This window comes from Roseateles sp. GW821-FHT09H11, from assembly GCF_059415845.1.
The window spans coordinates 245,254-269,132 of record NZ_JBWKOA010000007.1; the positions used below are offsets into that span (position 1 = coordinate 245,254).

Genomic DNA, 23,879 nt, shown 5'->3' on the forward strand with positions numbered 1-23,879 from the left:
CGGGCGCACCCCACCCCCGCTTCGGTGGCGGGTGGGTGGGGTGAACGGGGGGAATCCGCGCTCGGTTGGGTTACTTCGCCGGCAGGGGCAGCAGCCGGCCCTGCGCCTGCTTCGGCGCGGGGATGTGCAGAAGGGCCGACAGCGTCGGCGCGAGATCGACGATCTCGACGCGCTGCTCGATGCGGCCCTGGCCGACCCACGTCGGTCCCCAGGTCAGCAGCGGAACGTGGGTGTCGTTCTCGTAGGGACTGCCGTGGGTGGTGCCGGTCGCGCGGGAACCGAACATCCAGCCCGCCTTCGGCACCACCTGCAGCGGCGCGGCGATGCCGGGGTACCAGGAACGGCGGAACTGCTCGAGGTAGGGCGTCGTGGTGTCCGTTCCGGCCAGCTGCGCGCGGGTGAAGGCCACCTGGATGCCATCGACCTGCTCGACCGACGCCTTGGCGACGGCATAGACGTCGTCGGGGTTCAGGCCGCCGGCCTTGATCGCCACCTCGTCGAAGATCACGCCCGATCCGGACATGTTGAGTGCCCAGCGGTACTCGCCGAAGCGTTTCGACAGGCCCGCGTTGATGACGCCCACGACCTGCGCCGGGTTGATGCGCCCGGCGTCCCGGCCCTGCGACTTCGCCCATTCGGGCGTGTCGGTGAAACCGTGGTCGGCGGTCAGCACGGCGACGTAGTTGTCGCGCCCGACCTTGGCGTCGAGGTACTTGAACCAGTCCTGCAGGTAGGCGTCGAGGTGCAGGAAGTGGTCGTGCGACAGCCGCGACTCGGGACCGAAGGCGTGGTTGATGTAGTCATGGCTGGAGAGGCTGACGGACAGGATGTCCGTCTGATCGTCGGTGCCCAGCCGCTCGCCCTCGACGGCAGCCTTGGCGAAGGCCAGCGTCAGCTCGTCGCCGAAGGGGGAGGGCAGGATGTTGCCGTAGAAGCGCGGCCCCGGGCCGTCCATGCCGGCGCCCAGCACGGCCGGCAGCTTGTTGCCGTTGCCGCTGTTGGCCTGCCAGGGCTGGCCGTCCGGCACGCTGCGCGCGTAGGCCGCCTCCGGCAGCATCGGGGACCAGGTCTTGCCGAAGAACTTGTCGGCCGGCTTGGCCGCGTTGAAGGCGTCGACCCAGGCGGGGTGCTTGTCCATGTAGTAGGTGGACGACGCGAATTCGCCGCTGCCGCCCATGTACATGTAGGCCGTGCCCTTGTGGCCGGCCGGCAGGATGGCGCCGCGGTCCTTGCCGGAGATGCCGATGACCTTCGACCCCGGTTGCAGCGTGCGCAGCACGTCGCCGACGGTCTCGACCTTGTAGTTGTTCGGGCTCGTGCCGGCCAGCGGCTCGGTCTTGTTGCCGATGTACTGGTAGCGCGCATCGGCGGTGTTGTACTGCGGGGCGGCGGTCTGCGGATCGCGCCACTCGTTGCCGATGATGCCGCTGCGCTGCGGATAGGCGCCGCTCAGCATGATCGAGTGGCCGGCGGCCGTGACCGTGTAGCCGTGACCGTAGTACGCGTTGGCGAACCACGCGCCGCGGTCCAGGAAGCGCTTGAAGCCGTCCGGCTGCAGCTGGTCGCGGTAGTCGAGCACCTGCCGGATCGGCAGCCCGTCGACCACCATGAAGACCACCAGCCTGGGCGGTTTCTTCGCCGCGAAGGCGGGGGCCACGGGGCCAGGTGTTGCCGGGGCGGTGCCGGCGTCCGAGGTCGGGGAGGACGGGGCGTTGGCGCAGGCGGCCAGCGCCGCCAGGACGGGCACCAGCAGCCAGGTGCGACGGGTCAGGGTCATGGCGGATCGGGGCTCCGGACGAAGCCGCTGAAACAGATATGACAGCGGAGTATCCGCCTCCCGCTCGCGGTGTCGGGGCGGCTGCCGGCGCATCTGCTCGCTCTGCGCGGCGGGGAAACCCTGACCGGGCGGCCAGGATCCTGCCGGGGAGCCGAAGGGGCCTGGACGGAAAAAAGGCCGGTCACCACGCGGTGACCGGCCCATTTCACTTTCTGGTTGGATCGCTTGACGCGCTCCCCTCCTGTTATGGGAGGCGATTCTGCGGGCCGCAGGCAAAGGGCATGCCCGGGTTTGCCCGAGGTGGGGCGATTGACGTGAGAACTCCTCCTCAAGTGGGAAGGGTTTAGGCGCGAAGTGATGCGCCGAAGCGACGCTTCCTCAAGAGATTCGGGGCGCGAGTCAATGACTCATCGATGTAGAAGTGCATCGTCCAGCACTTCGACCCAATGTCGGACCGGGACGTCCGTGCCACTTTGCAGATGCTGGATGCAGCCGATGTTGGCCGAGACGATGGCCTCGGCCGCCAGCGGCGCGAGCGCGGCGAGCTTGCGTTCCCGCAACTGCTTGGACAGCAGCGGTTGCAGCACCGAATACGTGCCGGCGGAGCCGCAGCAGAGGTGGCTTTCGCTGGGGGCGACCGAGATCTCGAAGCCGAGCTCGCGCATCAGGCCCTCGACGCCGCCGCGCAGCTGCTGGCCGTGCTGCAGCGTGCAGGGCGGGTGATAGGCGAGCTTCGGGCGCGGCGCCGTCGACGCGTCCTGGCCCATGCGCGAGCGCAGCGGCTGGACCAGTTCGGGCAGGAACTCGCTGAGGTCCCGGGTCAGGGCGGACACGCGCTCGGCCTTCGCCGCGTAGTCCGCGTCGTGCGCGAGCAGCCGGCCGTAGTCCTTGACCTGCACGCCGCAGCCGGACGCGTTCATCACGATGGCCTCGACCTGCTCGCCGTGCCCGTCGACCATCGGCCACCAGGCGTCGATGTTGCGCCGCGCGTCGTCGAGGCCGCCGTGGTGGTCGTTCATGTGCGTGCGGATCGCGCCGCAGCAGCCGGCCTCGTCGGCGACCAGCGTCTGCACGCCGGCGGCGTCGAGCACGCGGGCGGTGGCCGCGTTGATGTTGGGCATCATCGCGGGCTGCACGCAGCCGAGCAGCATCAGCACCTTGCGCGGATGCGTGCGTTGCGGCCACTGGTGGGCGCGCGCGTCGGGCTTGGGCGGCACCTTGTCCTTCAGCGTGCCCGGGACCAGCGGACGCAGGGCCTGCCCGATCCGCAACGCCGGCTTGAACAGCGGCGAGGTCAGCCCCTCCTTCAGCAGCCAGCGCTTGAGGCGCTCCTCGCGCGGGCGCTCGACCTTCGCGTCGACGATCTGCCGGCCGATCTCGACGAGCTGGCCGTACTGGACGCCCGAGGGGCAGGTCGTCTCGCAATTGCGGCAGGTCAGGCAGCGGTCCAGATGCAGTTGCGTCGCCGCAGTCGGCGGTTCGCCCTCGAGCACCTGCTTGATCAGGTAGATGCGGCCGCGCGGTCCGTCGAGCTCATCCCCCAGCAGCTGATAGGTCGGGCAGGTCGCGGTGCAGAAGCCGCAGTGCACGCAGCGCCGCAGGATGGCCTCGGCGGTCTCGCCTTCCGGGGTGCCTTGGAATTCGGGGGCCAGGTGGGTTTGCATCGGTCGGCTTGCTGTGGGCTTGCTGCGCGTCGTGAGGCTGGAGGAGACGTCTCGCCTCGGAGATCCGGTTCAACGGCCCGGGTCAGAGGTTCGAATCAAAGATCCGGATAGAGCCGCCCCGGATTGAAGATCCCCGCCGGATCGAACTGCCGCTTCAACTCCTTGTGAATCCGCGTCAGCTGGGGGCCGAGCGGCGAGAAGGTGCCGGCCGACTTGTCGTTGGCGTAGAACATCGTCGCGTGGCCGCCGGCCGCGGCCACCACCTCGCGCACCTGCGCGGGCGCCATCGGCGTGACGACCCAGCGCTGCGCGCCGCCCCATTCCACGAGCTGCTCGCCGTGCAGCGGCATCGGCGGCGTCGTCGACGGCACGGCGATGCGCCACAAGGTCGCGCCGCCCTGCACCGCCCGGCGCGCGCCGAGGAAGAACTCGTCGCACTGGTCGCGCAAGCCCTGCCAGAACGGCGCGGCCATCGCCTCCGGAATCGCGGAGCCGCCGAGCTTGTGGATCGCCGCGCGGACCGCCGCCTCGGCGCCCGAGAGCCGCACCACCAGCGCGCCGTCCCACCACGCGCTCGCCGACACCGGCAGCGGCTGCCCGCCCCAGCGGTTCATCTGCAGCAGGGCCTTGTCCTGCTTGGCCTCGAAGCGCAGCGTCGCCGTCGCGACCGGCTGCGGCAGCACCTTCAGCGTCACCTGCGCGATCAGCCCGAGCACGCCCAGCGATCCGGCCATCAGCCGCGACACGTCGTAACCGGCGACGTTCTTCATCACCGTGCCGCCGAAGTGCAGCAGCTCGCCCTTGGCGTCCAGCATCGTCAGCCCCAGCACGTGATCGCGCACCGCGCCGGCCGTCGCGCGCGCCGGGCCCGACAGCCCGCTCGCGACCATGCCGCCGATCGTGCCCGTGCCGCCCGAGGCCGCGCCGACGAAACGCGGCGGCTCGAAGGCCAGGTGTTGCCCGTGCCGCGCGAGCAGCGCCTCCACGTCCGCCACCGGCGTGCCGGCGGCCGCGGTCACGTAGAGCTCGCTCGGCTCATACGCCATCACGCCGTTGAGCGACAGCGTCGACATCGGCTCGGCGTCGCCCAGCGGACCGCCGTAGAAGTCCTTGCTGCCGTGGCCGGTGAAACGCACCGGCCGGCCTTCGGCGAAGCGGGCCGCCATCGCCTCCAGCGTCGCCATCAGTTGCGTCGCGGGGACGAAGCCGGGGGACGGGTCCGTGTCCGCCGCCGCGACACCTGCTGCTTGCACTGCCATCAGAATCGCTCCAGTTCTGGAAATGAGAGTGCGCCGCGCTTCACGTGCATGCGGCCGTATTCGGCGCAGCGCTGCAGCGTCGGGATCACCTTGCCGGGATTCAGCAGGCCCTGCGGGTCGAAGGCCCGCTTCAGGGCCAGCATCCGTTCGCGCTCCTGCGGCGAGAACTGGACGCACATGCTGTTGAGCTTCTCGACGCCCACGCCGTGTTCCCCGGTGATGGTGCCGCCCATCGCGACGCTGGTCTCGAGGATGTCCGCGCCGAAGCGCTCGCAGCGGTGCAACTGGTCCGGATCGTTCGCGTCGAACAGGATCAGCGGATGCAGGTTGCCGTCGCCGGCATGGAAGACGTTGGCGCAGCGCAGGTCGTACTTGCGCTCCATCGCCTGGATCGCCAGCAGGATGTCGGCCAGCCGCTTGCGCGGGATCGTCGAGTCCATGCACATGTAGTCCGGGCTGATGCGCCCCGACGCCGGGAAGGCGTTCTTGCGGCCGCTCCAGAAGCGCAGGCGCTGCGCCTCGTTCTCGCTGACTTCCAGCCGGGTGGCGCCGTTGGCGTTCAGCACCGCGCTCATGCGGTCGATCTCTTCCTCGACCTCCTCCGGCGTGCCGTCGCTCTCGCACAGCAGGATGGCCTCGGCATCCAGGTCGTAACCGGCGTGGACGAAGTCCTCGACCGCCGCGGTCATCGGCTTGTCCATCATCTCCAGGCCGGCGGGGATGATGCCGGCCGCGATGATCGCCGCCACCGCGTCGCCGGCACGGCGCAGGTCGTCGAAGCTGGCCATGATGCAGCGCGCCAGTTGCGGCTTGGGCGTCAGCTTGACCACCACCTCCGTCACCACCGCCAGCATGCCTTCGCTGCCGATCACGACGCTGAGCAAGTCCAGGCCCGCGGCGTCCAGCGCCTCGGAGCCGAACTCGACCGGCTCGCCCTCGACGGTGAATCCGCGCACCTTGAGCACGTTGTGCAGCGTCAGGCCGTACTTCAGGCAATGCACGCCGCCGGAGTTCTCCGCGACGTTGCCGCCGATCGTGCAGGCGATCTGGCTGCTCGGGTCCGGCGCGTAGTACAGGCCGTGCGCGGCGGCCGCTTCGGAGATCGCCAGGTTGCGCACGCCGCATTGGACGCGGGCGGTCCGTGCCAGGGGATCGATCGCGACGATGCGGTTGAACTTCGCGAGTGCCAGCGTCAGGCCTTCGGCGTGCGGCATCGCGCCGCCGGACAGGCCGGTGCCGGCGCCGCGCGCCACCACCGGCACGCCCAGCGCATGGCAGGCCTTCAGCACGCCGGCGACCTGGGCCTCGGTCTCGGGCAGCGCCACGGCCAGCGGACGCTCGCGGTAGGCGGTCAGGCCGTCGCACTCGTAGGGGCGGGTCTGCTCGTCCTGCCACAGCAGCGCGTGCGCGGGCAGCTCGGCCCGCAGGGCCTGGACCAGCTGCGCGCGACGCCCGGCGCGGAAACCGGCCAGCGCGGCGGCCTGGTCGCCGGGCGGCTCGTGGGTCGAAGGGAGGACGGCGGTCATGGCGTCGAACTGTAGCCCCGCGCGCTGACCCCGGCCTGAACGCGGCGTCAGCGCATACCCGGCAGCGGCCACCACAGCGCCTTGCGGTCGAGCGGCGTCTGCGCCGGCAGCAGCGGGTTGCGCAGCCGCAGCACGCGGCGCTGGTCGATCCGATGACGCTGCAGCAGATCGCCGAAGATCTGTCGCGACAGGCGTTCGAAGGTGCCGTCGGCCACCAGGGCATTCATGCCCCGCGTGAGGTCCGCCGCCAGGCGCGGACGCCCCGGGCGGACGAACATGTAGAGCGCCGCCGGATAGTGCAACAGCAGGTAAGGGTCGATGACGAGGTTCTGGTCGGCGAAGCTGCCGAGCTCGGCGTCGATCTCGAAGATCGACCGCGGGAAGTAGTCGAAACGTCCCGCCGACAGCATCTGGAACAGCCCCTGGTAATGCGTGCTGACCTGCACCGGCAGCCCGTTGGCGCGCAGCACGGCGGTGTCCGGCCAGTCGTGCATCTGCCCGGCGGTCAGCCGTGCCAGGTCCTTCAGGTCCCGCACCTCGCGCAGGCGGTCGCGGTCGGCGGCGCGCGTCAGGCACAGGCGCCATCCGATCAGTCCGCGGTCCAGCGGCACGCGGATCGGCAGCAGGCTCTTCTCGCGCTGCGGGTCGGTCATCGTCCAGAACACGTCGATGCTGGGGTCGTTGCTCGCCATCTCCAGCAGCGCGCGGCTCTGCACCATCTCCGACTGCGTCTGGACCAGCGCATAGCGCGCGCCGCTGCGTTGCAACGCGGCGTGCAACAGGCTGATGAAGTAGTCGACCTGCCGGTCCTGCTGCGGCAGGTGGCGCGGATAGATGACGGTGGTCGGCTCCGGCGGCACCGCGGCGAGCGGGGCCGCGGGCGCAGCACGGGCGGCCGTGGCGCGGCCCGGCAGGAGGGACAGCGCAGGCAGCGTGGCGGAGAGGGCCGAGGCCGCGGCGGCCTGCAGCAGGTCGCGGCGTCCCGGCATCAGGCGTCCAGGAAGACCGTCAGCACGCCGGTATAGCCATGCAGCCGCGCGTGGGCGATCTCGCCGTTGGCGAAGAAGCCGGCCAGCGGCACCTCGCCCAGCGCGTGCTGCACCCACTGCAGCTCCGCCGACGGCGCGCCGAAGTGCGGACCGCCGCGACCGGTGCAGCTGAAGTACAGCGCGCCGGCCATGCGCGCGCCGCGCTCCTCGGCCTCGGCGCGGATCTCGGTGCAGATGCGCACCAGGTCGCGCCGGGCGGCGTCGGGGTGGCGTTCGCAGAAGCTCAGCAATTCGCCCTCGCGCATCTGCTCAGCGACGGCGATGCCGCGTCGGCCCGGGTCGAGGCCGACCAGATGCCGCACACGGACCTCGGCGCCGTACTCGCGCCGGGCGCCGGGTTCGTCACTGAGGCCGACCAGCGTGCGGCGGAACAGCGGCATCGCCTGGCGCAGGGAACCGGATTCGCCGGTGTAGGCGGGCAGCTTCAGATCCTCGAGCAGTGCGTCGAGCGCGGGTTGGCCGTCGAGCTCCGTGACCAGCGGGCCGTCGCAGGCGGTGACGCGGCGCTCGCGACCGAGTGGCTGGCAACCCTGGCTGACGCGCGAGATCCAGCGCACGTCCGGGCCCAGCGCCAGGCCCGACAGGCCGCCTTCGAAGATGCCGTCGGCGATCTGGACCGCGTCGTCACCGCCGCTGACCAGCCCGCCGAAGAGGTAGCCGCTGCTGCAGCGCTGGGCGAGCTCGGCGATCAACTCCTGCAGGTCGGGCGTGCCGCCGTCGGCGTGCAGCAGCAGGCTGCGGGATTCGCAGTCCGGCGTCAGCGGCCGCAGTCCCGAGAAGATCCGCCATTGGTCGGCGGGCAGGTCGCACAGCATGACGACCAGCGCCGGCTCGTCGAAGTATTCGACGCCGCTGGCGCTGACCGCCAGCGCCGAGGCCCCGACCCAGCCGCAGCCCGGCCAGCGTTCGCGGACCTCGTCCAGCAGCGCCTGCGCGTGCGGCACGTAGGGATGCGTGAGGTAGAGGAAACCCAGCGTCGGCGTCATGCCGGCGCGCTGTCCCTCCAGCTGCGCGCCGGCCAGCGCCAGCGCCATGTGGGGATCGGGATGGGTGGCGTGCGCCTGGAGGAAACGAGGCATGAACGGCCCTCGGGGAAACTGGGGATGGCTCAGGGAGCCTTGCGTTTGGGAGCGGTCTTGCGCGCGGGCGCCGCCTTCTTCGCGGCTGGCCTGGCCGCGGACGTGGCGGAAGTCTTCTTCGCCCCGCCCGGCGAAGTCTTCGTCGCCGGCTTCGCGGTGGACGTCGGGGTCGAGGCCGCGGAAGCCGAGGACGTCGCGGCCGACGTGGCGGCCGTCGCCGCCGTCTGGGCCGTCTTCATCGCGTTGGCCGCGACCTGCGTGAACTGCTGCGTCAGCGCGTTCCACCATTGCATCGGGTCGGCGCCGGCAGGCTTGGGCCCGGCCGGGTCGCCGGCCTTCGCCTCACCCTTTGCCTCGCCCTTCGCGTCGGCCTTCGCGTCGGCCGGCGCGTCCTGGGGAGCCGGCGTCGCGGCGGCGGCGGCAGGCTCCTGGGGTCTCGGCGCGGGCGACGGGCGCGGCGGCACCTGCGTCTTCAGCACGTCCTTCAGGTCGGCCATGGGCACGTTCATCGCGTGCAGCGTCGACAGCGTCATCCGCTGCACCTCGAGCGCCTGGATGGTCGCGTTGAGCATGCGGGCGTTGTTCTCGAGCCAGAACTGCACGGTGCGCAGCTCGTCGATACGTTTGTCCAGCTCCTGCGGGTCCAGCGTCGGCGCGACCCACTGGTTGAAGCCGGGGATCGCGGCGCCGGCGTTCTTCATCAGCCCTTGCAGGAAGTCGAAGCCCGGAACGAATTTGCTGAAGTCGGTGTCCGCCATGGTGTCTCCTCGGGAGCCGTCCTCGCCAGGGACCCCGGCGTGCGCAGGGGCGCCCCGGGGGCGGCCATGGGCTCGATCCTACGTCCTGGCGGCGGCCGCCCGATGTCGGGAAGGGCGGTGGCCGCGTCAGGTCGGAATGTGGTTCAGGTCGGCCCAGCCGGTCCACAGGATCTGGATGCCGATGCACAGCAGCACGAAGGCCATCAGCCGCATCATGACCAGCGTGCCGACCTCGCCCATCTTCATCAGCAACCGGCCGCCGTTGCGGTAGACCAGATAGACCACGGCGGCGGTGAAGGCCGCGCCGATGGCGGCGATGCCCGCGCCCATCACGTACGGCACCGGCGAGCGCGGGATCTGCGCGCCCAGCGCGATCGCCGCGGCGATGCTGCCCGGACCGGTGGTCAGCGGGAAGGTGATCGGGAAGAAGCTGCGACGGACGATCTCGGTCTCGCTGATGTCGCCGGGCGAGGCGTGCACGACGGCGGTCTGGACGTCGTCGGTCTCGTTGCGGGTCAGCATGACCCAGGCGCTGTAGGCCACCAGCAGGCCGCCGCCGACGCGCACGACCGGCAGCGAGATGCCGAACAGGTCCAGCACGTAGGTCCCCACCAGCAGCGACACCATGATCACGACCCAGCCGTTGATCGCGACCTGGCGCGCGAGCCGCTTGAGGACCCGGTCGTCGCCGCCGGCCGCGCCGATGACGATCGGGGCCACGCCCACCGGATTGATGATCGGCAGCAGCGTCAGCGGCACCAGGAACAGGGATTGGAGGAAGGACGGCAGGTTGTCCAAGATGCGCGACTCCAGAGGAAAAAGTCGGTGGAAAGGTCGGTGGAAAGGGGGGTGGGGAAGACCGGCGGGAAGGCCCGGCCAGGCCGGCGCGGCCCAGTGTGCCGCAACTCGGTCACCGCGATCCGGATCGCGGCATCAGGGTTACCTCGAAACCCTGCTCCTTGAGCAGCGCGGTGAGCGCGCGGGGGCCGGTCATGTGCATCGCGCCGACGGCCACCAGCAGCGACTGGCCGCGCTGGTGCAGCTCGGAGATGCGCTGGGCGAGGGCCGGATTGCGCCCGTCGTTGATGCGCTGCAGCGCCGCGCGATCGGCGGCGTCGGTCACGCAGTCGCACCACTCGGCGTATCGGTTCAGGCGGGCCAGGTCGCCGCGGTCATAGACGCCCACCATCGTGTCCAGCGTGCGCAGCAGCGACTTCGGGCGTTCGAGCTGCTGCAGGTTCGAGCGCAACTCGTGCCGCGCCGCGTCCACGTCGGCGGGCAGCAGAGCTTCGAGCTGGCCCTGCAGCGTTTCCAGCGCCAGCACCGGCAGGCCGCGGTCGCGCGCCCACTGGCTCAGCAGCATCTCCTGGCCGTAACGCACGTCCAGCCCCAGCGACCGGGCGCGCAGCAGCATGTAGGTGCTGGTCTGCAGCAGCGGATGCATCGCGGCGAGGGCGTGCGGCTCCAGGCAGACCGCCACGGCCTGCGCATCCAGACGCTGGCGCATCGCGGCGTCCAGCGGCAGCTCGGGCATCGGCGGCATCTTCCAGGCGTCGCGGTCGAGCGGGTCCAGTTCCAGCGCGACGGCGTCGACCTCGTCCAGCGCCTTGCGCAGGCGCGGACCGGGCGCGGCCCAGCCCGGCTTGCCGACGTGCAGGCTGGCGTACAGGTAGGAGGTCCGACCGTCGCGCTTGAGCGTCCACATCAGCCCGCGATCCCTGGCCTGGGCGGCGAGGCGGTCGGCGGGCAGCGGCGCGGGTTCCGGGGGGCAGGAGGGCTTGGGCGGCGCGGCCAGCGCGCCGGCGCCGGCCAGCAGCGCCAACAAGGCGAGCGAGCCGGTGGCGAGACCGCGAGAGGCCCGCATCAGCAGCGTCGAGAGGAACGGGTTCAGCATGGGCGGCACGATGCCATAGAACCGGCGCGGTTCGAGGCAGGCGGTGCACGACCGCGCTCTCCGGCGCGGCGTGGGAGATCGGCTGGGGCGGATGAACGGGCTGGGGTCAGGCCTCGCCGGCGCGGAAGCCCATCGGGCGGCGCTGGCGGACTTCCGGCTTCACACGATGCTCGGCCTCGAGCAGCGTCAGGAATTCGTCGGGCGACAACGCCTCGCCGAGGATCTCGGCCTGCTGCCGCACCGCGGCGAAGTCGCCCAGCGTCAACGCGTCCAGCGCGCCCAGCCGGTCCGCGTGCGCACCGTCGGGCGCCACGCCGACTTCGCGCTCGAACATCGTCAGCCGCTGGTCCGGCCGCAGCGCCTTGAAGCGGATCTTGAAACTGAAACGGCGCAGCGCGGCCTCGTCCAGATCGTCGAAGGCGTTGGTCGTGCAGATGAAGAGCCCGGCGTGGCGCTCCATGCCGGCCAGCATCTCGTTGACCTCGCTGACCTCGTAGTGCCGCTCGGCGGCGCGGCGGCTGCGCAGGAAGCTGTCGGCCTCGTCCAGCAGCAGCAGCGCGCCCTCGGCGGCGGCGGTCTCGAACATGCGGGCCATGTTCTGCTCCGTCTCGCCGACGTACTTGGACATCAGGTCGCTGGCCAGCCGCACCATCAGCGGCCGTTGCAGTTCGGAAGCGATGTGCTCGGCCAGCGCGGTCTTGCCGCTGCCCGGCGGGCCGTGGAAGCACAGGCTGCCCATGCCGCGGCGGCGCAGCGCCTCGATCAGGCGCGGCAGCGCGAAGCGGCATTCGCAGTGGATCAGGTCGAGCGAGTAACGCGTCGCCGACGGCCGCGACTGGGGCGAGGCATCGACCAGACCGAGCGCCTTGTCGGCGTGCAGCAGCTGCCGGCTGACGAGGCGCTCGTTGGCGGCGGCGACCTCCGCAGGATCGGCGGCGCTGTCGTCGCCTCCCCGTCCGGCCCCCGCCAGCCGGGCGAAACGCACGGCGGTGCGGACCTGCGCCGGCGTCAGGCCGCGGCGCTCGGACAGCCGTTCGGCGAAGCCCTCGGGCACCGGCAGTTCCTCCAGCGCCTTGCGCACCAGCCCCAGCCGCGCGCCGGGCGGCGGCGAGGTCAGTTCCAGGTGGTACTGGAAACGGCGCCGGAACGCGGGGTCGATGTGCTCGATGCGGTTGGTGATCCACAGCACCGGAACGGGGTTGCTCTCGAGGATCTGGTTGACCCAGGCCTTGCCGTTGACGGCCATCGTCGCCGGCAGTTCCAGCGCCGCGTCGAGCCGGGCCATCAGATGCGCGGTGTCGCCGCTCAGGTGCGGGAAGACGTCCTCGACCTCGTCGAACAGCAGCGCGACATCGCGGCTCGCCTTCAGGAACACCTGGCTGATCTGCAGCGAACGGTAGCGGTCGCGGCCGCTCAGCGCATTGCCGTCGCGGTCGGCGTACTCCACCTCGTACAGCGCCAGGCCGGCCTCGCGCGCGGCGACCTTGGCGAGCTCCGTCTTGCCGGTGCCGGGCGGCCCGTACAGCAGCACGTTCACGCCGGCCTGTCCCTGCGCCACCGCCTGGCGCAGCAGGGTCGCGAGCAGCGTCACGTCCTCGGCGATGAAGTCGAAGTCCGCGCGTTGCAGCGGGCTCGGCGTCACCGGGCGCGTGAACACGGCCATCAGGTCCTGCGGACCGTCATAGGCCCGCATCAGCACCGGCGGCAACTGCTCGCTGACCTTCATCAGGTCGGAGAGATCGGTGATGTTGTGTTCGGCGATCAGGTTCTCGATCATGCCGACCCGCTCCAGCCGCGACCCGGCGCGCAGCGCGTCGGCCACCTCGTGCGGATCGACGCCGGCCAGGTCCGCGATCGCGGCGAAGGCTTCCTGCGCGGTGTTGACCTTGAACTCGACCAGTGCGCCGCGCAATTCGCGCTGGTATCGCGCCAGCGTGCCGTAGAGCAGCAGCGCGCGCTCGGCCGCGTTCAGCTGCAGCAGGCGGCCCAGCACGTCGATGTTCTGCTCGACCAGCGTGGACCGGCTGCGCAGCTGGCCGTCGAGGGCGTCGCAGGTGCAGGACAGCAGCGCGAGGAGGTCCTTCGGCGCATCCTTGACGTACTCGTCGAGGTAGAAGAACACCGTGCCTTCGGCGAACGGGCCGCGCCACACGCCGTGGCGGGCGAGGAAGGCGGCGTCGCCCAGCCGTTCATGGCCGGCCCACAGCGAGTGGCCCTGGCAACGCCGCGCCAGATAGCCCCGCACACGCGTGAGCACCTGCGGCGGCCAGACCAGGTGGCGCGCCGTCAGCGCCAGCAGGCCGCTGAGGTCGCGGCGCGGATTGAAGCGGTTGGCGTGGCGGACCGTCAGCGTCAGCACGAAGTGCGAGCACATGCGGTCCAGCACCGGGCTGTCGGACAGGCCCGGGGAGTCCAGTGGAAGTTGCGCGCGCTTGCCCATGGTTCGTGCGGGAGGGGGATCTCCGGAACGAGGACGGCGTCGAGGACGCGGACATGGCCCCGGACCCGGGCGCCGCTTGCCGCGTCACCCCTCGAAGGGGCGCGGCTGCACGATCTTGGCGCAGGGATGGTTTGGGGACAAGCCCCGGCTGACGGAATCAGCGGCGGTCAGCGTGCGGGAGGCCAGGCGCGGGCTCTCCGCGGTGCATGGGGCCTCCCTCCGGGAACCCCAAGCGCCACTCCGGCCCCACCAGCAATCGCTGACTGCCCGTTTGCGGAGCAGTGGTCGACTGCCTGTCAGGGGCGGGTGGTGTGGGGGATCAATGCATGATCACGGGCTGCTGGCCCAGGTTCGCGTACTGCGCGATGAAGGCGTCGAGGTCGTCGACGTCGGGACCTTGCTCGATCAGGGCTTCGACGCCCTCCTGGAAGGTCTGCGCCAGGGCGCCTTCGATGAAGATCTCCTTGCGGGTGAACTTGTCGACGATCTCGAAACCGTCACGCTGCAGCGATGGCAGGTTCGTGTGGTCCACCTGGGCGGCGTGCGCGGCATCGCCAGCGGACGGAGCGACCGGTACATCGAACTGGACGACGATGTAGCTCGGTGAGTCGTAAAGCATGTGCATGAAGGACTCCTTGGTTGGAGGAGTTATGGCCTGTTGCGACAGATTCAAGACCCGTCGCTCCCAACCAGGCCATGACCCATGGTGGCAGATCTCGCGGAACACGCTGCACCGTGTCTCAAGCATTTGTGGTGCCAACCGCACAGGGTTTCACGGATTCACGAACCGTAACGCGCACACACGGGATCGAGATCAAGCGGACATGCACGCGGCGGACAGGGTCACTCCAGCAATCGGAGCGCCCACTGCTCGTCGTCGTCCAGGCTGAAGCGCAGGTCGACGGCCAGGAAACCGCGCTGACCGTCGAGCCAGACCGACCATTGCAGCGCCGGGCGGCCCGCGCCGCGGGCCAGGTCGCGCCGCAGCAGCCACCGGCCGCCGTCGCGCGCGATCACCTCGAAATCCCAGTCGCTGACGCCCGTCGGGCCGGCCACCGGCACGCGCAGGCGCTGCCCGATGTAGGGCGCGGGTTCGGCGGCCATCATGGCGGCCACCTGCAGCCACCACGACAGGCGGTCCTGCGTGCCAGCCGACAGCGGAAAGGCGCGCGCGCCTACAAGCAGAACCGGACGCGCGGCGTCACGGTCGAAGATCTGCAGCTCCCGTTCGCGACCCTGGCGCGACACGCGGTGCAGCTCCGGCTGCAAACCTTGCGGACCGACGCGGCCTTCGCTGTGCCAGACCGGCAGCTCGCGATCGCCCGAGCGGCGTTCGAGCGTGATGTCGTAGCGCCCGTTCCCGATGTGGAAGTTCAAGGCGGCCTCGCCGGGTTGGCCGTCGATGACGAAGGCGTAGGCGAGGGCGCCGTCGCCGCGCAGCGGCAGCGCGAGCAGCGCCGGCACGGGCCGGGTTTCGGGAGCCGCAGCGGGCGTGGGCGCGGGACGCGAAGGCGTGCGCGGCGTGGCGGGCGGAGCGGCCACGGGTGTGACCGCTTCTGGCCTGGCCGGGGGCGGGGCCTCGATGACGCGGGTCGTCACCACCGGCGCATCGATCGCCTGCGGCGGCGGACGCTGAGACAGCGCACCGATCGCCGCCGCGTGCAGCACCAGCGCCCCCGCGACGGCCGTCGCGAGCGCGACCCGATCCTGAGGTGAAAATGCCGCCAACGATCGCCCGACGAATGACTGTCCGCCCACCACAATGAAACTCGCAACCTACCGCGACGGATCCCGCGACGGCCAACTGGTGGTCGTGTCGCGAGACCTGAGTCAAGCATGCTATGCCAACGGCATCGCGACGCGCCTGCAACAGGTGCTCGACGACTGGAATTTCATGGCGCCTCAGCTGGAGATGCTGTCGCAGTCGCTGAACCACGGCCGCGCGCGGCATGCGTTCGCGTTCGACCCGAAGCAATGCCTGGCACCGCTGCCGCGCCTGGCCGGCTGGATCGCCGGCGAGGCCTACCCGGACCAGGGTCAGGCCTTGCGCGAGCGCGGCCTCGCGTGGCCGGAACGCCTCAGCGCTCCGCTGCTGCGCGCCGGCGGCGCCGAGGCGCTGCTCGGTCCGACCGAACTCCTGGACCTGCGTACGCCGGGGCTGGAACCCGAGCCGCAGCTCGCCGTGCTCACCGGCGACCTGGCGCAGGGCGCGGTGCCGTCGCAGGCGCTGGAGTCGATCCGGCTGCTGATGCTGGTCAGCGACTGGGTGCTGCGGCCGGTGCAGCAGGAGGAACTCGCCAACGGCTGGCCGGCGCTGCACAGCCGCCCGGCGCTGCAGTTCGCGCCGGTCGCCGTCACGCCCGACGAACTGCCCGGTGCGTGGTACCTCGGACGCGCGGCGCTGCAGCTGCAGGTGATGCGCAACGGACGCAAGCAGGCGGTCGTCGACGCGAAGACCGGCATGCGCTGGTCCTTCGGCGACCTGCTCGCCGAGGCGGCCCTCAACCGGCCGCTGCGCGCCGGCACGCTGGTCGGCGCGGGCACGCCGGTGCTCGGCAAGCCGGTGGCGCTGGAGGCCGGGGACAGCCTGCGCATCGAGTTCAAGCTCGGCGACGGTCCCGGCCCGTTCGGCGCCATCGACATGGATCTCGCGGAGTCGGAAGATGCAACGTCCGACGACGCCGGCCTCGACGAGAACACCGAGCACACCGAGAACGCCGAGAACGCCGAGAACACCGACGACAGGCCCTCGAACGCTGCCGCCGCCTCGGAAGGCGCTGCCGAGGCGGCGATCGAAGCCGAGAAAGCGACCCCCACTGAAGCTCAAGAAGGAGACACCGATGAACCTGCTTCGCCGTGACCTGATCGCGCTGCTGGGCGCGGGCTGCGCCTCGCCGTGGGCGATGGCGTTGAGCCTGAGCGAGGGCGACGCCGCCTCCGGCGTGCGCGCGGCCCTCGAGCGCGGCGCCCAGGCGGCGCTCGCCAACCTGGGTCGCACCGATGGTTTCCTCGGCAATCCCCAGGTGAAGATCGAGCTCCCCGGCGCCTTGAAGGACGCCGCGCGCCTGCTGCGCACGACCGGCCAGGGCAGGCGCATCGACGACCTGATCACCTCGATGAACCGCGCCGCCGAACAGGCGATGCCCGAGGCGCGCCAACTGCTGGTGAGCACCGTGCGCAACATCAGCGTCGAGGACGCGGTGAGGATCGTGCGCGGCGGCGACAACGCGGTGACGCAGTTCTTCGAGGACAAGACCCGCTCGCCGCTGACGACGAAGTTCCTGCCCATCGTCACGAAGGCCACCGAGCGCCAGTCGCTGAGCGAGAAGTACAACGCGGTCGCCGGCAAGGCCTCCGGGTTCGGCCTCATCCGCAAGGAAGACGCCAACCTGCAGGGCTACGTCACCGACAAGGCGCTGGACGGCCTGTACTTCATGATCGGCCAGGAGGAGAAGAAGATCCGCCAGGACCCGGTCGGCACCGGAAGCGCCATCCTGAAGAAGGTCTTCGGCGGTTGAGAACGATGGGGCGGGGTGGGGCTTCCTACAATCGAGCCCCATGAACGCCCCGACCTCCGCCCGTCCCGCCGTCGCCTACACCCGCGGCGCCGCCTTGCCTGCCATCCTGGCGCAACGCATCGCCGTCCTCGACGGCGCGATGGGCACGATGATCCAGCGCTACAAGCTGACGGAGGCCGACTTCCGCGGTGAGCGCTTCGCCGATCATCCCAAGGACCTCAAGGGCAACAACGACCTGCTGGTGCTGACGAAGCCCGAGGTCATCAGCGAGATCCACCGCCAGTACCTCGACGCCGGCGCCGACATCATCGAGACCAACACCTTCGGCACGACCACCGTCGCGCAGGAGGACTACGGCCTCGAGGCCTACGCCTACGAGATGAACGTCGCCGCCGCGCGCCTGGCGCGCGAGGCCTGCGATGCGTTCAGCACGCCGGAGAAGCCGCGCTTCGCGGCCGGTGCGCTCGGCCCGACGCCGCGCACGGCCTCGATCAGCCCGGATGTCAACGACCCCGGCGCCCGCAACGTCGACTTCGACACCCTGCGCGCGGCCTACTACGACCAGGCCAAGGCGATGCTGGAAGGCGGCGTCGACCTGTTCCTGATCGAGACCATCTTCGACACGCTGAACGCCAAGGCCGCGATCTTCGCGGTCGACCAGCTGATGGACGACACCGGCGAGCGTCTGCCGGTGATCATCTCCGGCACGGTGACCGACGCGTCGGGCCGCATCCTGTCGGGGCAGACGGTGACGGCGTTCTGGCACTCGGTGCGGCACGCGCAGCCGATCGCGATCGGCTTGAACTGCGCGCTCGGCGCGGCGCTGATGCGGCCTTACATCGAGGAACTCTCGAAGGCGGCCGGCGACACGCCGATCTCCTGCTATCCGAACGCCGGCCTGCCCAACCCGATGAGCGACACCGGCTTCGACGAGACGCCGGACGTCACCGGCCGTCTGGTCGGCGAGTTCGCCGCCGCGGGTTTCCTGAACATCGCGGGCGGCTGCTGCGGCACGACGCCGGATCACATCCGGGCGATCGCGCAGAAGGTCTCCGCCTACCAGCCGCGTCGCTGGGGCAGCAAGCTCTTCAGCGGGCTGGTCGCCGAAGAGGTCTGAGCCTCAATACAACTTCAGCATCGCGTCCATGTTGATCCGCAGGCGGATCTCATGCGGCGCGAGGCTGGCCGTGATGGCCTGCGCCTGCAGCCGCGTGTCGCGCAGCACCGGCACGGTCAACGGCGTGCCGCTGCGGCCGACCAGCGAGGCCACGAGCGGCGCGTTGGCGCTGTGGCCGCGCTTGAGCACCATGCCTTCCTCGCCGTTGGCCAGCCGGGCCAACGAGCCCGGCGGGTAGAGACCGATCGCCTTGATCAGGGCGGCACCGGCCTCGTCGGGTTGCTGGAGTTCGTCGAGGTAGACCGCCCGCGCCGCCTGCGCCGCGGACAGCGGCCGGCGGCTGCGTCGCGGGCTGAGGCGGGCGCCGTACACGTCGATGCGCCGGAGCAGCCGCGCCATCAGCTCGCCGTCCGATCGGCCCGCCAGGGGGCCTGGACCGGCGTCGTGATGCAGCCGCACGGCGGTCAGCCAGTCCTCGTCGTCCACGCCGATCGCCTGCAGCGTGGCCGCCGCGCGGTCGCCGTGCCCGGCCAACTGCTCGCGCTGCGCGTCGCCCAGCGCTTGCGGACGCATCGCGTGCTGGTCCTGCTGCGCGCCGCTGTCCAGGTTCATCGTCAAGGCCGCGAGCCCGAGCGTGCGACGGCGGCCTTCGCCCCAGCCGAGCTGGCGCGTCGTCATCTCGACCAGCGCCAGCGACAGCAGCGCATGCCGCGCGCTGTACTGCAGCGGCTCCTGGCCGGCGTCGTGCACCAGCATCGCCAGCGAGGCGTCCGGCTGCTGCGTCAGCCGGGCCAGCACCTTGTCGAGCAGTTCGCTCAGGCGCGGCAGGAATTCCGGCCGTCGCGGATCACGCAGCACCTGCTGCGCATGCCATTGCAGGTCGGCCCAGATGGCGGTGTGCGCCGGCGACGTCGACTGCGGCATGGGCATCGGACGCGTGGGCTTGTATTCCGCGGTCGCGTTGGCCAGCGCCGACATCGACGCGCCTTGCAGCATCATCGTGTCGAGCTTGTGGGCGAGGGCGCGCTGGTACTCGCGCGTCTCGTGCGCCTGCACCCACGGCCCGCGGGCCAGCAGGTCGCGCACCTGCGGCGTGTCGGGCAGCGGATGCCCGGAGGCGAACAGCAGATGTCCCGCCGCGTCGCGCAGCGAGAACGTCAGCACCTGTCCCACGCGCAGGCTGTTGGGAGGAAGTTGGACCAGATCCACGGTGGCTTCCCATCGACGTGTCGTCGTCTTGTCGTTGTGCCGCGCAGGATACGGGCGCACCTGGGCCGGGAAGGCAATACGGCACGAACAAACCAGGGCCGGACCGGTAGAATGCACGCTGTTCCCGCTACCAGCAAGGCCGCACCGCGCCCCTGCGGCGGCGGTGGTTTCCGAGGAGCGTTGCGACAGGTCCCGTCACCCGGGTTCCCGCCAGGCTCGGAACGGCGGTGTCGGACCCCTGGACCCCGCCTCACAACGGCGCTCACCGACCCGCGTTCCGCGGGGTTGCGGTGAGTTGCGCGGCCCCGTCTTTCGTTTCAGCTCACGTCCAGCTTCGAAAAGCGCCGCCGCCATGTCCGCCCCGAATTCCGCCTCCGCTTCCGCTGCTTCCGATCTTTCTGCCGCGCCGGCCTCGCCCGTGGCCGTGCCGCCGATGAAGCTCTCCGGCCTGGAGCCGGTGAACATCGGCGCCGGCACGCTGTTCGTGAACATCGGCGAACGCACCAACGTCACCGGCTCGAAGGCCTTCGCGCGGCTGATCCTGAACGGCGAGTTCGAGGCCGCGCTGAGCGTCGCCCGTCAGCAGGTCGAGAACGGCGCGCAGGTCATCGACATCAACATGGACGAGGCCATGCTCGACAGCAAGGCCGCGATGGTGCGCTTCCTCAACCTGATCGCCTCGGAGCCCGAGATCGCGCGCGTGCCGATCATGATCGACTCGTCCAAGTGGGAGGTGATCGAGGCCGGCCTGAAGTGCATCCAAGGCAAGGGCATCGTCAACTCGATCTCGCTGAAGGAAGGCGAGACGGAGTTCCGCCGCCAGGCCAAGCTGATCCGCCGCTACGGCGCGGCCACGGTGGTGATGGCCTTCGACGAGACCGGCCAGGCCGACACCTACCAGCGCAAGATCGAGATCTGCACCCGGGCCTACCGCATGCTGGTCGACGAGATCGGCTTCCCGCCCGAGGACATCATCTTCGACCCCAACATCTTCGCGATCGCCACGGGGATCGAGGAGCACAACAACTACGCCGTCGACTTCATCGAGGCGACGCGCTGGATCAAGAAGAACTTGCCCGGCGCGAAGGTCAGCGGCGGCGTCTCGAACGTGTCCTTCAGCTTCCGCGGCAACGAGCCGGTGCGCGAGGCCATCCACACGGTCTTCCTGTACCACGCGATCCAGGCCGGCATGGACATGGGCATCGTCAACGCCGGCATGGTCGGCGTCTACGACGAGATCCCCGCCGACTTGCGCGAGCGCGTCGAGGACGTGGTGCTGAACCGCCGCGAGGATTCGACCGAACGGCTGCTCGAGGTCGCCGAGACCGTCAAGGGCGCCGCCAAGGACGACAGCGCCAAGCTGGCCTGGCGCGCCGGCGACGTCGCCGCGCGGCTGTCGCATGCGCTGATCCACGGCATCACCGACTTCATCGTCGAGGACACCGAGGAGGCCTGGCAGGGCATCCTTGCCCAGGGTGGCCGGCCGCTGCACGTGATCGAAGGGCCGCTGATGGCGGGCATGAACGTCGTCGGCGACCTGTTCGGCGCCGGCAAGATGTTCCTGCCGCAGGTGGTGAAGAGCGCCCGCGTGATGAAGTCCGCCGTCGCGCACCTGGTGCCCTACATCGAGGAAGAGAAGCGGCTGATGGCCGCCGCCGGCGAGGACGTGCGCTCCAAGGGCAAGATCGTCATCGCGACGGTGAAGGGCGACGTGCACGACATCGGCAAGAACATCGTCACGGTGGTCCTGCAGTGCAACAACTTCGAGGTCGTCAACATGGGCGTGATGGTCCCGTGCCAGGACATCCTCGCGAAGGCCAAGGTCGAGGGCGCGGACATCATCGGGCTGTCGGGCCTGATCACGCCCAGCCTCGAGGAGATGCAGTACGTCGCCGCCGAGATGCAGCGCGACGACTACTTCCGCATGAAGAAGATCCCGCTGCTGATCGGCGGCGCGACGACCAGCCGCGTGCACACGGCCGTCAAGATCTCGCCGCACTACGAAGGCCCGGTGGTCTACGTGCCGGACGCGTCGCGCTCGGTGGGCGTGTGTTCGGAGCTGCTGTCCGACGAACGCGCGACGCGCTTCATCGACGAGCTGAAGTCCGATTACGAGAAGGTCCGCGAGCTCCACGCCAACAAGAAGCAGACCCCGCTGGTGACGCTGGCGCAGGCGCGCGCGAACAAGCACCGCGCCGACTTCACGAACTACACGCCGGCGGTGCCGCGCTTCATCGGCAAGCGCCAGTTCCGCAACTACGACCTGGCCGAGCTTGCGCAGTGCATCGACTGGGGCCCGTTCTTCCAGACCTGGGACCTGGCGGGGCCGTTCCCGGCCATCCTGAAGGACGAGATCGTCGGCGCCGAGGCGCAGCGTGTCTTCAGCGACGGCAAGCGCATGCTGCAGCGGCTGATCGAGGGCCGCTGGCTGACCGCCAGCGGCGTGATGGGCCTGTACCCCGCCGCGCAGGTCAACGACGACGACATCGAGATCTACAGCGACGAGTCGCGCACCGAGGTGCTGATGACCTGGCGCGGCCTGCGCATGCAGACCGAGCGGCCGGTGGTCGACGGCGTGCGCCGGCCCAATCGCGCGCTGGCCGACTTCATCGCCGCCAAGGGCACGGTGCCGGACTACATCGGGCTGTTCGCGGTCACCGCCGGCCTCGGCGTGGACAAGAAGGAGCAGCAGTTCATCGACGACCTGGACGACTACTCCGCGATCATGCTGAAGGCGCTGGCGGACCGCCTGGCCGAAGCCTTCGCCGAACGGCTGCACCAGCGCGTGCGGCTGGATCTGTGGGGGTATGCGGCGGACGAGACCCTCAGCAACGAGGAACTCATCGCGGAGTCGTATCGCGGCATCCGTCCGGCGCCGGGCTATCCGGCCTGCCCGGATCACCTGGTCAAGCGGGACATGTTCCGCGTGCTCCAGGCCGAGGACATCGGCATGGCGCTCACCGAGGGCATGGCGATGACGCCGGCGGCCAGCGTGAGCGGCTTCTACCTGGCGCATCCGGAGGCGACGTACTTCAACGTCGGCCGCATCGGGGACGACCAGGTCGCCGACTGGGCGGCACGGATGGCGCTCGACCATCAGGCCGCGCAACGGGCGCTGGCGCCGCTGCTCGGCTGACGCGCGACGCGTCCGCGCAACGAAAGCCACAGGACGCGGCCTTGTCCTACAGGCGGCGTTTCACCCCTTTACAAACGGGACAGTTTTAGGCCCCCGCGACTTGTAACAGCGTGGCATTCTTCGCTCATCCCCCGAGATAGGGGAAAACCATAAGAGGTGAATCATGGCGTTGAATACCAATCAGAAGATCGCGGCTGGGGCCGTTGGGGCGACCGTGCTGGTCGTGGCGGCCTTCTTCGCGGGCCGGCAGGCCGCGCCGACCTTGCCGGACTCGCCGGTGGCGGCGACCGAGCAGCAAGGCAACATCGTCGACCGCAATGGCGCCAACGCCGCGGACGAGGCCCGGGCGGCCCGCCGCTCCGGCGATGACGCCGTCCAGCAGCGTCCGGCCAACGACTCGCGCCGCGTCGCGCAGCAGCAGGCGCCGCGCGACGGCGGTTCGACCGGCTATGCGGACAACGCCGGCACGTCCGGCGCGGGCCAGACCGAGTCCCGCCTGTGCGCATCCTGCGCGACGGTGCTGTCGGTCCGTACCGAGGCGCGTGAAGGCCAGGGCACGGGCATCGGCGTCGTTGGCGGCGCGGTGGTCGGCGGCCTGCTGGGCAGCGCGGTCGGCGGCGGCACGGGCAAGAAGATCGCCACGGTCGGCGGTGCGGTCGCGGGCGGCTACGCCGGCAACGAGATCGAGAAGCGCCAGCGCAGCACCACCGTGTGGGTGGTCAAGATGCGCAACGCCGACCAGAGCAACCGCACGATGACGTTCAGCCACGACCCGGGTGTGCAGAACGGCGACATCGTGCGCGTGAGCGACGGTCAGCTGATCCGCCAGTAAACGCTGCGTCCCGGGCGGTCTGCCTGGTGTTGCGATCAACGCCGACCTGCGGGTCGGCGTTGTCGTTTTCGAAGCAGGCTTTCGCCATGAAAACAGTGCAGATCGGCTCCTAGAATCGCCCCCCGGCGCGGACGGGTCGCGCCGATCAAGACCACAACAAGGAGCCTGCGTCAGGCTCGTCAGGGAGGATTCATGGCAAACACGATCTCGACAGTCCGTGCCGGGTCGGCGCGGCGCCTCGTTCAACGGGTCGGCCTCGGTGCCGCGGTGCTGGCGAGTGCGCTCGTGCTGCCACTGACGGCAGCGGCACAGACGACGTATGCGAACGGTCGCATCATCGACCTCACCGCCACGCGTCAGGGCGTCCTGATCCGGCTGGACGCGGCCCGCCCGACGATCTGCGACGGGACACCCTTCGCATGGATGCTGGTGGCCACGGAGGACAAGGCGCTGATGGCGACGACCTTGCTCATGTGGTCGACGGGCAAGAAGTCCGGCGTGTTCTACGTCGATCCGCCGACCTCCGGCGGCTACTGCCGGCTGTCCCAGATCGATCCGAACGAGGATTGACCGGGGCGCGGACGCCCCCGTGTCATGCATCGAGCTCTGCGGGGGGCCGCA

The 23,879-nt window shown here is 70.3% G+C and carries 19 protein-coding genes and 1 riboswitch; of the genes, 6 read left to right on the forward strand and 13 right to left on the reverse strand.

Annotated elements, in window-relative coordinates; genetic code table 11:
* Window positions 1-70 precede the first annotated feature (70 nt).
* From AC07PR_RS23180 to AC07PR_RS23235, 12 genes are all read right to left on the reverse strand, one after another.
* Window positions 71-1,777: an alkaline phosphatase family protein gene (locus AC07PR_RS23180; RefSeq protein WP_495136709.1), complete on the reverse strand. Its 1,707-nt coding sequence runs from the start codon at window positions 1,775-1,777 to the stop codon at window positions 71-73.
* A gap of 407 nt (window positions 1,778-2,184) precedes the next feature.
* Window positions 2,185-3,441 carry a glycolate oxidase subunit GlcF gene (gene glcF, locus AC07PR_RS23185; RefSeq protein ID WP_495136710.1) on the reverse strand — a complete coding sequence of 419 codons (1,257 nt, stop codon included), beginning with the start codon at window positions 3,439-3,441 and terminating at the stop codon, window positions 2,185-2,187.
* A gap of 95 nt (window positions 3,442-3,536) precedes the next feature.
* Window positions 3,537-4,625: a glycolate oxidase subunit GlcE gene (gene glcE, locus AC07PR_RS23190; protein ID WP_377161636.1), complete on the reverse strand. Its 1,089-nt coding sequence runs from the start codon at window positions 4,623-4,625 to the stop codon at window positions 3,537-3,539.
* A gap of 74 nt (window positions 4,626-4,699) precedes the next feature.
* A complete protein-coding gene (locus AC07PR_RS23195) occupies window positions 4,700-6,226 on the reverse strand; it encodes an FAD-linked oxidase C-terminal domain-containing protein (RefSeq protein WP_495136711.1) in 1,527 nt (508 codons plus the stop codon).
* Window positions 6,227-6,273: 47 nt separating this feature from the next.
* The gene (locus tag AC07PR_RS23200) at window positions 6,274-7,215 is read right to left on the reverse strand and encodes a substrate-binding periplasmic protein (protein WP_495136712.1); all 942 of its coding nucleotides are present in this window, start codon (window positions 7,213-7,215) and stop codon (window positions 6,274-6,276) included.
* Window positions 7,215-8,354 carry an FIST signal transduction protein gene (locus AC07PR_RS23205; protein WP_377158437.1) on the reverse strand — a complete coding sequence of 380 codons (1,140 nt, stop codon included), beginning with the start codon at window positions 8,352-8,354 and terminating at the stop codon, window positions 7,215-7,217. The genes AC07PR_RS23200 and AC07PR_RS23205 overlap by 1 nt, the downstream gene beginning before the upstream one ends.
* Before the next feature lie 29 nt (window positions 8,355-8,383).
* Entirely contained in the window at window positions 8,384-9,112 is a 729-nt protein-coding gene (locus AC07PR_RS23210) for a PhaM family polyhydroxyalkanoate granule multifunctional regulatory protein (RefSeq protein ID WP_495136713.1), read from the reverse strand.
* 126 nt (window positions 9,113-9,238) lie between these two features.
* The gene (locus AC07PR_RS23215; protein WP_377158433.1) at window positions 9,239-9,910 is read right to left on the reverse strand and encodes a MarC family protein; all 672 of its coding nucleotides are present in this window, start codon (window positions 9,908-9,910) and stop codon (window positions 9,239-9,241) included.
* Between the two features lie 112 nt (window positions 9,911-10,022).
* Window positions 10,023-11,006 (reverse strand): TraB/GumN family protein, encoded by a 984-nt coding sequence (locus AC07PR_RS23220; protein WP_483108520.1) that lies wholly within the window; start codon window positions 11,004-11,006, stop codon window positions 10,023-10,025.
* A gap of 106 nt (window positions 11,007-11,112) precedes the next feature.
* Window positions 11,113-13,446, reverse strand: a complete 2,334-nt coding sequence (locus tag AC07PR_RS23225) for an ATP-binding protein (protein ID WP_495136714.1) — start codon at window positions 13,444-13,446, stop codon at window positions 11,113-11,115.
* A gap of 319 nt (window positions 13,447-13,765) precedes the next feature.
* Entirely contained in the window at window positions 13,766-14,071 is a 306-nt protein-coding gene (locus tag AC07PR_RS23230) for a BTH_I0359 family protein (protein ID WP_067279348.1), read from the reverse strand.
* Window positions 14,072-14,289: 218 nt separating this feature from the next.
* The gene (locus AC07PR_RS23235; protein WP_495136715.1) at window positions 14,290-15,174 is read right to left on the reverse strand and encodes a hypothetical protein; all 885 of its coding nucleotides are present in this window, start codon (window positions 15,172-15,174) and stop codon (window positions 14,290-14,292) included.
* 34 nt (window positions 15,175-15,208) lie between these two features.
* Between AC07PR_RS23235 and AC07PR_RS23240 the strand changes: the two genes are divergently transcribed.
* Genes AC07PR_RS23240 through AC07PR_RS23250 form a run of 3 tightly spaced genes read left to right on the forward strand, consistent with a single transcriptional unit; the run spans window position 15,209 to window position 18,081 of the window.
* Window positions 15,209-16,306: a fumarylacetoacetate hydrolase family protein gene (locus AC07PR_RS23240; RefSeq protein ID WP_495136716.1), complete on the forward strand. Its 1,098-nt coding sequence runs from the start codon at window positions 15,209-15,211 to the stop codon at window positions 16,304-16,306.
* Window positions 16,287-16,964, forward strand: a complete 678-nt coding sequence (locus AC07PR_RS23245; RefSeq protein WP_495136717.1) for a DUF4197 domain-containing protein — start codon at window positions 16,287-16,289, stop codon at window positions 16,962-16,964. Before AC07PR_RS23240 ends, AC07PR_RS23245 begins: the two co-directional genes overlap by 20 nt.
* 40 nt (window positions 16,965-17,004) lie before the next feature.
* Window positions 17,005-18,081, forward strand: coding sequence for a homocysteine S-methyltransferase family protein (locus AC07PR_RS23250; protein WP_377158425.1), 1,077 nt, complete (start codon window positions 17,005-17,007; stop codon window positions 18,079-18,081).
* 3 nt (window positions 18,082-18,084) lie between these two features.
* Here AC07PR_RS23250 and AC07PR_RS23255 read toward each other — a convergent pair whose 3' ends face one another.
* On the reverse strand, window positions 18,085-19,290 hold the full coding sequence (locus AC07PR_RS23255; protein WP_495136718.1) for an HD-GYP domain-containing protein: 1,206 nt from the start codon (window positions 19,288-19,290) through the stop codon (window positions 18,085-18,087).
* A gap of 166 nt (window positions 19,291-19,456) precedes the next feature.
* Window positions 19,457-19,561, forward strand: a riboswitch (S-adenosyl-L-homocysteine riboswitch).
* 81 nt (window positions 19,562-19,642) lie between these two features.
* On the opposite strand from AC07PR_RS23255, the gene metH reads away from it, so the two are divergent.
* From metH to AC07PR_RS23270, 3 genes are all read left to right on the forward strand, one after another.
* Window positions 19,643-22,426: a methionine synthase gene (gene metH / locus AC07PR_RS23260; RefSeq protein ID WP_495136719.1), complete on the forward strand. Its 2,784-nt coding sequence runs from the start codon at window positions 19,643-19,645 to the stop codon at window positions 22,424-22,426.
* 163 nt (window positions 22,427-22,589) lie between these two features.
* On the forward strand, window positions 22,590-23,258 hold the full coding sequence (locus AC07PR_RS23265; protein ID WP_377158421.1) for a glycine zipper 2TM domain-containing protein: 669 nt from the start codon (window positions 22,590-22,592) through the stop codon (window positions 23,256-23,258).
* 192 nt (window positions 23,259-23,450) lie between these two features.
* A complete protein-coding gene (locus AC07PR_RS23270; RefSeq protein WP_495136720.1) occupies window positions 23,451-23,828 on the forward strand; it encodes a hypothetical protein in 378 nt (125 codons plus the stop codon).
* The last annotated feature ends 51 nt before the right edge of the window (window positions 23,829-23,879 follow it).

Bases quoted from the DNA above. Each gene is read 5' to 3' on its own strand.
- AC07PR_RS23230 (WP_067279348.1), bottom strand. From the start codon at position 14,071: ATGCACATGCTTTACGACTCACCGAGCTACATCGTCGTCCAGTTCGAT.
- AC07PR_RS23220 (WP_483108520.1), bottom strand. From the start codon at position 11,006: ATGCTGAACCCGTTCCTCTCGACGCTGCTGATGCGGGCCTCTCGCGGT.
- metH (WP_495136719.1), top strand. From the start codon at position 19,643: ATGTCCGCCCCGAATTCCGCCTCCGCTTCCGCTGCTTCCGATCTTTCT.
- AC07PR_RS23265 (WP_377158421.1), top strand. From the start codon at position 22,590: ATGGCGTTGAATACCAATCAGAAGATCGCGGCTGGGGCCGTTGGGGCG.
- AC07PR_RS23245 (WP_495136717.1), top strand. From the start codon at position 16,287: ATGAACCTGCTTCGCCGTGACCTGATCGCGCTGCTGGGCGCGGGCTGC.
- glcF (WP_495136710.1), bottom strand. From the start codon at position 3,441: ATGCAAACCCACCTGGCCCCCGAATTCCAAGGCACCCCGGAAGGCGAG.
- AC07PR_RS23270 (WP_495136720.1), top strand. From the start codon at position 23,451: ATGGCAAACACGATCTCGACAGTCCGTGCCGGGTCGGCGCGGCGCCTC.
- AC07PR_RS23210 (WP_495136713.1), bottom strand. From the start codon at position 9,112: ATGGCGGACACCGACTTCAGCAAATTCGTTCCGGGCTTCGACTTCCTG.
- AC07PR_RS23195 (WP_495136711.1), bottom strand. From the start codon at position 6,226: ATGACCGCCGTCCTCCCTTCGACCCACGAGCCGCCCGGCGACCAGGCC.
- AC07PR_RS23240 (WP_495136716.1), top strand. From the start codon at position 15,209: ATGAAACTCGCAACCTACCGCGACGGATCCCGCGACGGCCAACTGGTG.
- AC07PR_RS23250 (WP_377158425.1), top strand. From the start codon at position 17,005: ATGAACGCCCCGACCTCCGCCCGTCCCGCCGTCGCCTACACCCGCGGC.
- AC07PR_RS23200 (WP_495136712.1), bottom strand. From the start codon at position 7,215: ATGCCGGGACGCCGCGACCTGCTGCAGGCCGCCGCGGCCTCGGCCCTC.
- AC07PR_RS23205 (WP_377158437.1), bottom strand. From the start codon at position 8,354: ATGCCTCGTTTCCTCCAGGCGCACGCCACCCATCCCGATCCCCACATG.
- AC07PR_RS23180 (WP_495136709.1), bottom strand. From the start codon at position 1,777: ATGACCCTGACCCGTCGCACCTGGCTGCTGGTGCCCGTCCTGGCGGCG.
- AC07PR_RS23225 (WP_495136714.1), bottom strand. From the start codon at position 13,446: ATGGGCAAGCGCGCGCAACTTCCACTGGACTCCCCGGGCCTGTCCGAC.
- glcE (WP_377161636.1), bottom strand. From the start codon at position 4,625: ATGGCGACGCTGGAGGCGATGGCGGCCCGCTTCGCCGAAGGCCGGCCG.